Raw genomic sequence first — 13,278 nt, 5'->3', positions numbered from 1 at the left:
AATCAATATGTTATAATATTTTTTAAAATCACACCAGCGCTCTAGGTGCGAAAACTGAACTTATAAACAGGGAGTTTAAACCTGTTTATAAGTCATGTTAGAATTTCTTTTCTCTTCTATAATCCACATTCAATAACAGTAAAATTATTTTTTCTAAAAAAAAGCTGGACAGAGGACTCCTGTTTTGATTCACTGCACTCCATGGTGTTGTTTATGAATATCGAAGCAGTTTTTAAAATACATTATTGCGGAATTAAAGGAATGAGAAATGGCTAAATTGGACGCATATAATGCGCCAACAGAGGGGTATGCTGGTTCAAAATTAAACGCTCAAAACCACAAAGCACAGGAAGAGCATATTCATCTGTTTTCTGGCTCTGCCTATCAAAAACTTCTTTTTATTGAACCTTGGCTGCGGCGTTCCATCCCATTTGTAATTCTTGCTTTTCTTGTTGTGCTGGCAACAATTCGTTTCATATCAATCTATGATTGGCGCCATGGGATTGACAAAAACACACGTTCTACTCTCACTCTCTTAGCCTCTCATATTACCAATATAATTGATCGTGATTTACTTTCTGCTACACAAAAAGGCAAAGGCACTCCTCCTTCTCATAATCATTTACAAAATATCCTTACCCGTTTTAGTAATCAAAAACTTGTCAATCCCAACATTGTTATTGCCATAGTTGATCAAAAAGGCACTGTCCTAGCTTCATCAAGTTCTGAGATTATTTTAGGAAAACCCTTACAGAATTTTATCTCTGACAGCATTGCTTTACAATCTCTGAGAAAACATGCTGGAGTTATGAAAATTACAATAGGTAAAGACGTACCCGCTCTTGCTTCCTTTCAGCAAACAGAAAATGGACAATATGGTGTTTTCATCAGCGAAAAAACACAACATATCTCTATGGAATGGCGCAAAATTTTTTCGTTAAATATGACCCTGTTCATAGGAACAAGCGCTGTCATTTTGGCTCTCCTCTACGGCTATTATAATCAAATTATAAGAGCACGCAAGACAGATTTGATTTCAGAAAAAGTTCAGAATCGTATTGATATGGCTATGATGCGTGGACGTTGTGGCCTATGGGATTGGAATATGGCTAGCGGACGTGTTTACTGGTCACGGGCAATTTATGAAATGCTCGGTTATGTGCCTCAAGATGCACTGCTTTCAATTTCCCAAATTACCGCCATTATCGACCCAAATGATGCTAATTTTTTCGATCTTGCTCAAGAATTAATGAGTGGTCAAAAAAAGCATATTGATATTAATGTCCCCATGCGTCATGCCGATGGTCATTATATATGGATGCGCATTCGTGCTGAAGTTACGGATGAAGAAGAACCTCATTTGGTTGGTATTACCTTCGATATTAGTGAACAACGACAACTCGCAGAAAAAACAGCACAAGCTGATCTTCGGATTCGCGACGCAATTGAAAATATTTCAGAATCTTTTGTCTTATGGGATTCCGAAGGACGTTTGGTTATGTCCAACAGCAAATTTTGTGAATATGCTGCTATCCCTAAACAGGTTTTACAGTCAGGAATCCAACGTGCAACCGTCGAAGCTATGGCTCGCCCTGCAATCAGCGAATATCCCCTCAAAGATGATGGTGGTGGTAACTTAACCAGTATTCGCCAAACAGCAGATGGTTGTTGGCTTAAAATTAATGAACGCCGTACACAAGATGGAGGACTTGTGTGCATCGGTACAGATATTTCTGAACTTAAACAGCAGCAGGAAAAGTTCGAAGATAGTGAAAGACGCCTTTTTTCTTTTATTCAAGAACTCAAACGCGCTCGAGGAAGTGCGCAACAACGTGCAACAGAAGTTGAAAAACTTAATAAAAGTCTGAAAGCTGAAAAAGAGCGTGCTGAAAGTGCTAATAAAGCTAAATCTGAGTTTTTAGCCAATATGTCCCATGAATTGCGCACTCCACTTAATGCTATTCTTGGCTTTTCGGATATCATGTTACAATCCACCTTTGGTCCTCTTGGCTCACAACGCTACAAAGAATATATGCATGATATTTACAATTCAGGAACACATCTTCTCACTCTTATTAATGATATTCTTGATATGTCCAAAATCGAAGCGGGTAGATTTTCTCTTGATTATAAAAATATCAATCTCGAACCGATCATTAGTGAAGCGGCACGAACACTCACGCCACAAGCTCAAGAGAAAAATATTTCTGTTACAACAAATATTGCTCCAGAACTGCACGCAGAAGTTGATGGCCGTGCCATGAAGCAGATCTTTCTTAACCTCATCTCTAATGCTGTTAAATTTACACCCTCTGGAGGAAGTATTGATATCTGCGCTTTTAAGAAAAAAAATAACCTTATTTGTAGCATTAAAGATACGGGAGTTGGGATTCCTCAATCAGCAATTAAAAAACTTGGACAGCCTTTTGAACAAGTTGAAAATCAACTCACTAAAACCCATACTGGTTCAGGTCTTGGGCTAGCCATTTCGCGCTCTCTTCTAGAGCTCCATAAAGGGAAACTTGAAATTATCTCTAAAGAAATGAAGGGAACAACTGTAACAATTACAATGCCAATCAAACAAAGTTAAATCCCTCTTTTTGTTCCCGCTGTAGCAAAATCTGTTTCCGCCAAGCGCCCCAACGATATCCAGAAATAAAACCATTCTTGCGTATCACACGATGGCAAGGGATAATTAATGCTAATTCGTTACATGCACATGCATTCGCGACGGCACGAAAAGCTTTAGGTATACCAATACGTTCCGCTAATGCTTCATATGAAATTGTTGAACCACACGGCACATTACATAATACTGCCCATACTTTCTGTTGAAAAACCGTTCCCTTTATATCTAAGGAAAAATTATATTTCCTTACCAACTGAGGCGTTTCTATCATTGCTACAATATGTGCAACTTCCCTCTTCAGTCTATCATCATTCTCTACCTGTTTTGCATCACTAAAATGTTCCATAAACTCTTGTAATAATTGTTCTGTAGTCTCTCCCAATGCTATATTACAAATCCCTTTTTGAGACTTTGCCACCAAAAGCCCTCCTATTGAGGTGCTTCTCAAATAAAATATTCTTTGTTGGGGAATGTGCTGCATTTTGGCTTTTCTACATTTCAAAAAGATTCACACATCATAAATCAAAGAAAATTTTCTTACCACACTCTTTACAAGGCGAAACAAAATCACCCTAAAAATTCATCTCCTTAATCATTTGCCTAAAATCATCCTTTACTACTTTATAGAATAATTAAAAGAACAATGAGAGGCACTGATACCCTTACACTTGAAACTCAAATGATAAAAAATTAACCTGCACAATACAGAAAAATCTCTGAAAAAAATGAAAATCCTAAGAGGGCATATCTGAAGAGCATAGCAAAAAAATTTTATAAAGTTATCATAAATTATGCAAACATCTGAACAGAGTTTTTTACAGATTACTACTTATTCACTTGCTGTATAATAGCGCATTGTTATAATAAAAATCTAATATATTACTTCTGCTTAAAAAACTCCTTTTGTTACAGCGCCTTATTGATTCACTATATCAGCCTTAATGCATTCAACTGCTCATTTTTATAAAAACATACAATTTTAAAATAGCTTTATCTTATTGGGAATAGTGTTTGAATACTTTACCATTGTATCAACTTTTGTATGCTCGATTGCAGTAAAGTGTTGCGGATATTCTGTCTATTTATTTCTAAAACAAAATTACATCCTCATTGAGAAAAAAATATGAATGTTCTAAAAGGAACAAAATCAGTTTATGTTTTACGCTCCTCTTTCAATTTAGCTTTACGCTTTTAAAAACATTCATAGCACCATTTTTTAAAAGAGCTGATATTGCAGAAACTTGCCGTGTTGGCTTTTTTATATTTTTCTTCGAGAAGATAAGTTTTTCAAAGAAAAATATATATTACACACCTGATTATGACTTGCATGCTTGAAAGAAACATCTTACTTTGCTTCGAATTTACTTTTGGCACTACACTCCATTATGCATAGAGTTGTTAATACCACAATTTCTTCGCTTATGGAGTAAAAAATCTGTACCATTATTGTATTCCCTCATTCCCTAATGATGCAATAAATTTTAAATTAAAATAATTTATAAAAATATTTCTAACTTATTTCAAAACAGATTTCATCTCTAGATTGTTTTTCTCGTATGAGATGTCAGTAATTGATTTTTTATTTTTCATAAAAATTGAAATGAAAAAACATTACTTATAACTGCTTCTTTCACAGCAAATCTAAAAAACTATAACTTCTGTTTTAAAAGTGTCAAAGATCATTATGCTTGCTCCGTTTTCGTTATATTTTGAATTCCTTTCTCATTTTTTCTATCAATCACTTTAATAAAAATATTTTATATTCTATAATTCAATGATATAAAACTATATTATTTCTATTATAAATCATGAAATGTTTGAATATCAGCTTTTCAATGACATTATAAAATATATATATCTTATTTATTAAATTATATTATAAATATAAGATTATTATCTATAAATTAACTATATTTTTCTTCTTATTTTTTACCTAAAATATATTATGATATATGAAATAAAGAAAGCCATTTGTAATTCAAAGAGGATGATCTTTTTCTTTAAAAATATTTTCTAGCGTATGTAAAAAAGCCCCACTCGAAAATGGGACTTTGAAATCTCCTCATTCTGCTACACTTTAAAATTTGTATGCTACACCCACACGAAAATCATTCGTTTTGTAACCAATTTCAATTTTCCCATTTGCAAATTTCTTCTTACCATAATCTGAGTAACGATATTCCGCACGCATAATAACATTATCGGTTACCGCAAAATCAATACCACCTCCAAGAGTATAACCAATCATTGTCTTTTTTTCATCATGTAAAAAATCAGACAAATTCATTGCTCTGCTTGTTGTATCCGTTGCCTTTGCAAAAATATTTTGAAGCCGCACATAAGCAATCCCTCCTGCAAGATAAGGCATCATATGATCCACAGGGAAACCAACACGTACTCGTGTGGCACCAGTCCATTTTTGTTTCAAAGTATACTGCACCGTTTCAGCGCCCGCAACATTAGAATCATGTTGATGTGTTGTTGATCGACTCCTCTCTCCTAACGCTGCTCCATCCAGACTTTCTTGTGGCGAATGAATATCTTGTGGACTTATATCTTTTGTATTCTTTTTACCAGTCCAAATCACATCTGTATCGATACCTATGAGAAAACCATTGTCAATATTAACGTTGGAACCAGCATAGATACCACCTACAAAACCAGAGAGTTTTGGCAGAAACTCTTTGTTAACTGAAATCCACTTTCCTGGATTATCACCTCTTAAATAACTTGCACTGGTCTTACTTGAAAAATTACCAATTTGACCTCCAAGGTAGAGGCCTGTCCAGGAAAACGCAGAAACAGCAACAACAGGTACTGGTTGCTCAGGAATTACAACATCTGATGCCTGCACGACAGAAATTAAAGTTAAAGAAAAAAGAGAAATTATGATGAAGCGTTTTATAGTCATAATGCTCACCTAAAAGCTAATGTGACACATAATGGCTTGATATTTTCATATTTTTTTCAAAAAATCTATAGTAAAAATGATACAAATATAGAAAAATAAAATTAACAACCCTTCTATAATTTTTAATAATTTTCTATCAATATTATTTATTATAATTTTTTATTCTTTTTATAGTCTTATCATTGTGGCAGCAATATGCATATGATAATAATATCAGTTGCTCAAAAGAAAAGGAGGTTGTCTTCCATCGTGATGTGAAGCTTGTTGTTCTCATTTTCTTAATATGTTGCTATTCTGTCCATTGTAAAAATATACAAAATTATGATTTCTATGAAATTTTACCCAATATTTGCACTAAAGAGACTCTTATTTTCTGATAAAAAATTTATAGTATCTTTTAGATCATAAATGTATCTTCTTTATGCTTCTCATATGCATCTCTATAATAAAGTAAGCAACATTGTATCATAGATAAACTTTAACTCAGCAAAAATAATAAAGAAAATTATCCAATAAAAATTAAAAAAGACTTTTCAATTTTTTTACAAAACAATAAAATTTAATAATGAACTGATTTTATTACAAAAAATCATCCAAACCCGTATGAGAGAAAAAGTAAAAATAATTTATACTGATTATACTCTTAAAAAACATACTTTAAAATCTATAAAGAAACAGTCTATAGACAAAAAACGATGATACGCCAAGAATCATAATTTTTTCTTATAAAAATTATTTAAAAATAAAGTAAATTATAGCATCATATAAATTTATATAAAGCAATATTAATAAAAAATTGCTTATTTTCTATTATTCAAATTATTACATGTTATATTATTTATAGAGTACTTTGTTACATTTTATATAACAATCATACATAATGATTTCATCAATTATTACAAAATATATTCAATATTTCATTACACGTGTAAAAATTGAACAAACTGATTGCTCAGTTTCCTCTAGTAATTTTTCAACACGAAGCAAATCCGGCTCCCCAACACTCCTTAATAACAGGTCACTCAGTCCAGGTGGCATGTCGTGGGAATCGAAAGAAGTATTTAAACAAAGCCGTATCATTTGGCTCAAATTTGTATAGAGGCTATAGGCATGATGTAAATCAAAGATAAATGACTGATGAAGAAAATTGTTCGGTAACTGAGCTAAAATATCTGCTGTCGTCGCTCCAATTTGAAATGCACTCACATGCGTAATAAGAGCAAATTGAGCAATAAACTCTAAGTCCATAATACCACCAGGGATTGTTTTTAAATCCCATTGATTTTCTGGCGGTTTTTCTTTTTCAATCAAAGTACGCATTTCACATACAGCTTTTGCTACATCTTTCTTATTACGAGGAAAAGAAATAATTTCACACACTTCATTTTCTAACTTTTGTAAAAAATCAGGATCCCCAGCAATACCCCGTGCTCGTGTTAAAGCAAGATGTTCCCATATCCATGCCTCTTTGCGATAATATTTTTTAAAAAATGGAAAAGAAACAGCAACGGGCCCTTTATTTCCTAATGGCCGCAATCTCAAATCAACAGTATAAAGAATTCCTTGGCTTGTAAGAGTAGATAAAGCTGCAACTAAACGCTGTGTCAAACGAGTATAATATTGAGGAATATAAAGCGGTTTTTCTCCATCAGACATTTCCGCATCCTCATCATGTTCGTAAAGCAAAATAAGATCAATATCTGAACCCGCAGTTAATTCATGACTTCCAAGCTTCCCCATACCCAGTATGCCAACGCGTCCCCCTTTAATATGACCATGAAGACTTAAAAATTCTTTTTGAACCACAGCAAATGTTTTGGCAATCATAGTATCAGCAAGCGCGGTAAATGCAAAACCAGCTTTTTCTCCCGTAATTGTACCATTTAAAATGCAAATACCAATCAAGAAACGTTGCTCATCAGCAAAAATCCTTAAGTGATCAAGGATTTCTTCATACGAAATTATACGTTCAAGAAAACACTCAAGCCGTTTTTCTAGATAATCTTTTGTTGGCAATTCTGAAAAAAGAGTTGGCTCTAACATTCCATCAAAAACATGTGGCCTACGGGTAATAATTTCGGCAAGACGTGGCGCAGCTCCCATGATAAGCACCAACATATTTAAAAGAGAGGGATTAGATTGTAATAAACTAAAAAGCTGAATTCCTGAAGGTAAGCCTTGCAAAAAACTATCAAAACATAACATCACTTCATCAGCACGTTTTGTCGCACCAAAAGCTTTTAAAAGCGCTGGGGTCAATTCGGTCAATCTCTCACGTGCTTCCGCAGATTGCGTTGCTTTATAACGTCCACAATGGAGTGTGCGCATAATACGACAAATATCACTTGCTCTTGCAAAACCTAAACGATTTAATGTTACTAATGTCTCTGGATCATCTTCCTCACCCGTAAAAACTAAATTGCCAATTTCTAAACCAAGCTCTTGTTCATTCTCAAACAATGCAGCATAATGCTTTTCAACGACCCGAAGTGTTTTTAATAAATCACGAATAAAGCTGCTGCTCTCTTGATAACCCATCAAATGGGCTACACTCGTAAACTGAGAGATATCACTTGGAAGGAGGTGGGTTTGCTCATCTGCAAGCATCTGAATACGATGTTCCACATTTCGTAAAAAAGCATAGCTTTTTACGAGGTTCTTTTTTGTTTTTTCATTAATCCAACCAAGCTTGTGAAGTTCTGCCAACATTGCGACTGTTTGACGTCCACGCAATTGAGGGAAACGACCACCAGCAATGAGTTGTTGTGTTTGAACAAAAAACTCAATTTCACGAATTCCCCCTCGCCCTAATTTTATATTATGGCCATAAGCAGCAATTTGACCATAATTTTTATAGGCATGAATTTGACGTTTGATCGAATGAATATCCGCAATAGCAGCATAATCTAAATATTTTCGCCATACATAAGGAAAAAGCTCTTTAAGAAAGTGAAAACCTGCCCTTTTATCGCCAGCGACTGGGCGTGCTTTAATCATAGCTGCTCGCTCCCAATTTTGCCCGCGCCCCTCGTAATAACGCAATGCAGTCCTTACTGGTAAAGCTAATGGCGTTGAGCTTGGATCGGGGCGAAGACGAAAGTCAAGACGAAAGACATACCCATCCGCAGTGCGTTCTTGAAGAATCCGAATGAGTCGGCGTACCATTTTAGAGAATACATCAACACTCTCAGAAAGATTACCAATATGCGCTGATGTTTCATCAATGAAAACAATAAGATCAATATCAGAAGAATAATTAAGCTCTCCTGCCCCCAATTTTCCCATCCCTAAAATGATTAAACCACAATCTTTTTCTGGATCATCACGACTCGACAAACTTATCTTACCATGATCATGGGCCTCTCTTAAAAGAAAACGGAGAGCTACACTTAATGTAACCTCTCCCAAACGGGTTAACCAAGTGCATGAAATTTCGTAAGTAAAAACACCACTTAAATCAGCTAAAGCAATGAGAACATGTGCTTCTCGTTTTTTGCACCTTAAAGCAGCCATTAACGAAGTTTCCTGTATAACTTCATTCTTATCAATTGCTGCAATATCGTCTATAATTTCACCCAGCCTCGTTTCTATATCAACATTTAATAAAGGGATAAGATAAGATGGATGCGCAATTAAAATCTCACGCAAAAAAGGAGATAAGGTCATAACCGCGTTTATGAAATCAATTTGCGTTCCCTTATTTGTAATATAAGAAACGAGCGATTCTAAATTTTCCTTCCTTGCTTGTTCTTCAATATCTTTTAGCCACTGTGAACCTTTCTCATCAAGGGGGCATAATGAGAGAAGCTGTGTTTTTAAAAAAGCACTTTTCATCTGTCCTTCCCTAAAAGGCGTTTTCCCTTTTTCTTTGCATTATACTGCAAAGAAAAGAGTTAGAGATATTAAAATAATGAAGCAGACATACCTTTAAGGAAATAATAAAACAGCCCTAAGCCCTGGATTTGCATTTTCAAGTAAAAGTTCACCACCATGAAGTTTCATAACAGCTTTTGCTATACTTAAACCAATCCCAAAACCGGGTTGTGTGCGACTTTCTTCAAGGCGAAAAAAACGTTCTGTTACTTTTTCACGTTTATCCGCTGCAATGCCTGGACCATTATCGCTAACGACAACCAATAAATGTTCACCACGATGTTCCATCGATAAACAAACCTTTGCTTTCCCTCTATCTTTCGGTGCATATTTAATTGCGTTATCGATAAGATTAAAAATTGATTGGGCAACCAGTTCACGATTTAGCTTAAGCTCTTTATCAAATGTATCTCCTAACCGAAGCAAAACACCCGATTCTTCAGCAAAAGGCTCATAAAGTTCAACAGCATCTTCAAGGATGAGTTTCATATTCATAACCTCAAGATGTTCAATCGCACTGCTCGCTTCAATGCGTGAAATCATTAAAATAGCATTAAAAGTGCGAATAAGTTGATCTGATTCAGCAATAACCCCTTCAAGTACCTGACGATATTCAGATTTCGTCTTTTGTCCAGAAAGCGCTTCTTCAGCACGATTTCTAAAACGTGTCAGCGGTGTTTTCAGATCATGAGCAATATTGTCCGATACTTGACGCAAACTAACATTTAATTCTTCAATACGATCTAACATAATATTCAGATTAGCAGACAATCGGTCAAATTCATCCCCTACCCCAGAAATAGGCAAACGCCCACTGAAATCACCATCCATCAAGCGCTGTGACGCCGCTGTCACATGATCAATCCTTTGTAAAGCGCGTCTACCAACAAAAAACCATATGAGCAAAGCACCTCCAAGCATTGCTGCAAGGGCAAATATCACCGCTTTACGAATAACCGCTGCAAAACGTTCTGGTTCATCTAAATCTCGTCCTATAAGAACTTTCATAGCATTAGGTAAATCAACAACAATGGCTAAAGCGCGATGTTCACTTGTTTTGCCATGTTCTCCAAAACGTGAATACAAAAAAGAATTTGCAATAAAACCATTATGATTTAAAAGACCTAACTCAATACGCGCGACATTGCCTGCTAAAATGCGCCCCATAGGGTCAGCAACAAGATAAAGAAAAGCTCCCGGTTGCCTTGAACGATAATCTATAGTGCGCATTAATAAAGGAAGCCCACCATAATTGTAAGCATTTTCAATATACCTCAATTCTTCATGTAAAGCCTGCTCGGTTTGTTCCATTAACAACGAAGCAGAAAACGACGTCATATAAATGGAAAGCCCTGTTGCAACAAGCCCAAACAGTAAAATATAAAGGGCTGAAAGCCTGAAAGCTGTCGTACGTATTATATTGAGCAGACGATTCATCTTTTATTATCTGGTGCTTTCAGCATATATCCAGCTCCACGTACTGTATGGAGAAGTGGAGCATCAAAATCTTTTTCAATTTTTGCTCTTAAACGGGATATATGAACATCAATGACATTTGTTTGTGGATCAAAATGGTAATCCCAAACATTTTCTAAAAGCATAGTGCGTGTAACAACCTGACCAGCATAACGCATCAAATATTCAAGTAAACGAAATTCTCGTGGTTGCAATATGATATTTCTTTCCCCTCGTTTTACTGTATGTGCTAACCGATCAAGTTCAAGATTGCCCACGCAATAAACAGTTTCTGCCTCTTTAGGATTTTTTCGTCGTTGTAGCACCTCAACACGAGCAAGAAGCTCAGAAAAAGCATACGGTTTTGTCAAATAATCATCACCTCCAGCACGCAAACCGGTCACACGATCATTGACTTGTCCTAAAGCTGAAAGAATGAGAATGGGTGTTTCATTACCCTTAGCACGTAATTCAGAAATAATAGAAAGACCATCACGATGCAAAAGCATCCTATCAATAACCATAACGTCATAACTTTCCGTATCAGCTAAAGTATATCCCGTATCTCCATCATAGGCAACATCAACTGAATGTCCTACCTCCAAGAAAGCTTTTTCGAGATAACGACCCGTCTCACGATCATCTTCGATAACGAGTACCTTCATAAAACGCATCTCCGTTGTTTGAACAATTTGCGTAATAGGACAGAAATCTCAAAAATCTCTGTCCTACATCAACAAAGTGTTATTTTTTTAAAATTGGAAGAGCAACAAAACGATTTTGACCATTTGTTCGCACTTGTAGGAGTACCGCTTTTCGTCCTAACTTCTCAGCATTCTTGATTGTATCGACAATATCAGAAACTTTTTTCACAGCTTTATTATTCACTGTCACAATCACATCACCTGGGCGTATGCCTTTATCTGCAGCATCTGAATCCGAATCCACATCCGTTACAACCAATCCTACACCATCATCTGAAGGCGCTACAATCAAACCATAATTATCCAATGTTCCATCTGAATCACTCCGCTCATTTGAAGATTTTGATCCTCCTTTTTTCCCTTCATCTTCAGGCATCGAAGCAAGTTTCACTTTTATATTTTCTTCCTTACCAGATCTCCAAATCCCCAACGTTACTGTTTCGCCTGGTCTAATATTTGCTATACGCTTTGCTAAATCACGGGCATCATTAACTTTTTCACCATTCACCGAAATAATGACATCCCCTGCCTTGATACCAGCTTTTGCTGCTGGTCCTTTTAATGGATCAGTGATTAAAGCACCTTTATCCTCTTTCAAACCTATCGAATCTGAAATATCCTTCGTTACAGGTTGAATCTGAACCCCCAACCAACCGCGTTGAACGGAACCCTTTTCGATAAGTTGTTGCACAACCTGTTTTGCTGTCCCTGCCGGAATAGCAAAAGCAATTCCAACATTCCCTCCAGAAGGAGAAAAAATTGCTGTATTTACTCCAACAACCTTTCCATTGAGATCAAATGTTGGACCACCAGAATTTCCTCGATTAACGGCGGCATCAATTTGAATAAAATCATCATAGACATCCGTACCAATATCACGTCCACGTGCTGAAACAATACCCGCTGTCACAGTTCCACCAAGGCCAAATGGATTGCCAATAGCAACAACCCAATCACCAACACGAAGTTTTAAATCATCACCAAAATCAACATAGGAGAATTTTCTTTTGTCGTTTACCTTCAAGACTGCAAGATCTGTTCGTGGATCTGATCCAATGAGCTTGGCATTTAATTCTGTACCATCATCAAGAACAACAGAATAACTGGTGCCGTCAGAAATCACATGATTATTGGTCACAATATAACCATCAGAGGAGATAAAAAATCCAGAACCAAAAGCTATAGGACGAGGTCTATGTGAACGTGATGGAAACTTGTTTTTAGGCTTATCCAACTCATGGAATTCTTTAAAAAATCTTTTTAAAGGATGCTGATCTGGTAGTTGGTCAAGCCCTGGTCCACTAAAAAAATTGCTAAAAAACCATTCTTCTTTCTTTTTATCGCTCTTCACTTGTACTGAAACAACCGCAGGTTTCACTTGAGAAACAATATCTGCAAATCCCGGCTGTTGCACTGATGAAGAAAATATAGAATTGGCGTGAGCCGTTGTCGTCCAAAAACTTGCCCCACATCCACTAAAAAACAATGCACTTTCCAACGCAGTAGAAAAGCTTACTGCGACTAATGTTTTAAAGAAAGTTTTTTTAACCATTTGGTATACGCTCCTATTCAATTTATTATATTTTTATCGAGACCATTTATAAAGCAGCAGACCTTACCGTTTTCTGTCTAAATTGTTAAAGTTTTGTAAGATTTAAGGTCACAACCACGCATCATTATCAAGAAGGTCATACGCAATTTAAATA

7 protein-coding genes are annotated in these 13,278 nt (G+C 35.8%); 1 reads left to right on the top strand and 6 read right to left on the bottom strand.

Annotated elements, in window-relative coordinates:
- The first annotated feature begins 268 nt into the window (after positions 1 to 268).
- Positions 269 to 2,590: an ATP-binding protein gene (locus tag NMK50_RS02390; RefSeq protein ID WP_254770733.1), complete on the top strand. Its 2,322-nt coding sequence runs from the start codon at positions 269 to 271 to the stop codon at positions 2,588 to 2,590.
- Here the strand turns inward: NMK50_RS02390 and NMK50_RS02385 are convergent.
- The 6 genes from NMK50_RS02385 to NMK50_RS02360 all read right to left on the bottom strand — a co-directional run bounded on the left by NMK50_RS02385 (position 2,577) and on the right by NMK50_RS02360 (position 13,124).
- A complete protein-coding gene (locus NMK50_RS02385; protein WP_254770732.1) occupies positions 2,577 to 3,110 on the bottom strand; it encodes a methylated-DNA--[protein]-cysteine S-methyltransferase in 534 nt (177 codons plus the stop codon). The two genes, NMK50_RS02390 and NMK50_RS02385, sit on opposite strands and share 14 nt — an antisense overlap.
- Positions 3,111 to 4,706: 1,596 nt before the next feature.
- Positions 4,707 to 5,540: an outer membrane protein gene (locus tag NMK50_RS02380; protein ID WP_254770731.1), complete on the bottom strand. Its 834-nt coding sequence runs from the start codon at positions 5,538 to 5,540 to the stop codon at positions 4,707 to 4,709.
- 909 nt (positions 5,541 to 6,449) lie between these two features.
- Positions 6,450 to 9,374 carry a bifunctional [glutamine synthetase] adenylyltransferase/[glutamine synthetase]-adenylyl-L-tyrosine phosphorylase gene (locus NMK50_RS02375; protein ID WP_254770730.1) on the bottom strand — a complete coding sequence of 975 codons (2,925 nt, stop codon included), beginning with the start codon at positions 9,372 to 9,374 and terminating at the stop codon, positions 6,450 to 6,452.
- Positions 9,375 to 9,467: 93 nt separating this feature from the next.
- A complete protein-coding gene (locus NMK50_RS02370) occupies positions 9,468 to 10,850 on the bottom strand; it encodes a sensor histidine kinase (protein WP_254770729.1) in 1,383 nt (460 codons plus the stop codon).
- A complete protein-coding gene (locus tag NMK50_RS02365; RefSeq protein ID WP_254770728.1) occupies positions 10,847 to 11,533 on the bottom strand; it encodes a response regulator transcription factor in 687 nt (228 codons plus the stop codon). The genes NMK50_RS02370 and NMK50_RS02365 overlap by 4 nt, the downstream gene beginning before the upstream one ends.
- A 79-nt stretch (positions 11,534 to 11,612) precedes the next feature.
- Complete coding sequence (locus NMK50_RS02360; protein WP_254770727.1) at positions 11,613 to 13,124, bottom strand: Do family serine endopeptidase; 1,512 nt, start codon at positions 13,122 to 13,124, stop codon at positions 11,613 to 11,615.
- Positions 13,125 to 13,278: the final 154 nt, after the last annotated feature.

The sequence above is a fragment of the Bartonella harrusi genome (assembly GCF_024297065.1).
Taxonomy (GTDB): Bacteria; Pseudomonadota; Alphaproteobacteria; order Rhizobiales; family Rhizobiaceae; genus Bartonella; species Bartonella harrusi.
The sequence above is the reverse complement of the archived record's forward strand: the minus strand, read 5'-3'. Positions and strand labels throughout refer to the sequence as shown.

What these genes read in the sequence shown, in the direction of transcription:
- NMK50_RS02385 (WP_254770732.1), bottom strand. Translation starts at nt 3,110, where the DNA reads ATGCAGCACATTCCCCAACAAAGAATATTTTATTTGAGAAGCACCTCA.
- NMK50_RS02360 (WP_254770727.1), bottom strand. Translation starts at nt 13,124, where the DNA reads ATGGTTAAAAAAACTTTCTTTAAAACATTAGTCGCAGTAAGCTTTTCT.
- NMK50_RS02390 (WP_254770733.1), top strand. Translation starts at nt 269, where the DNA reads ATGGCTAAATTGGACGCATATAATGCGCCAACAGAGGGGTATGCTGGT.
- NMK50_RS02375 (WP_254770730.1), bottom strand. Translation starts at nt 9,374, where the DNA reads ATGAAAAGTGCTTTTTTAAAAACACAGCTTCTCTCATTATGCCCCCTT.
- NMK50_RS02380 (WP_254770731.1), bottom strand. Translation starts at nt 5,540, where the DNA reads ATGACTATAAAACGCTTCATCATAATTTCTCTTTTTTCTTTAACTTTA.
- NMK50_RS02370 (WP_254770729.1), bottom strand. Translation starts at nt 10,850, where the DNA reads ATGAATCGTCTGCTCAATATAATACGTACGACAGCTTTCAGGCTTTCA.
- NMK50_RS02365 (WP_254770728.1), bottom strand. Translation starts at nt 11,533, where the DNA reads ATGAAGGTACTCGTTATCGAAGATGATCGTGAGACGGGTCGTTATCTC.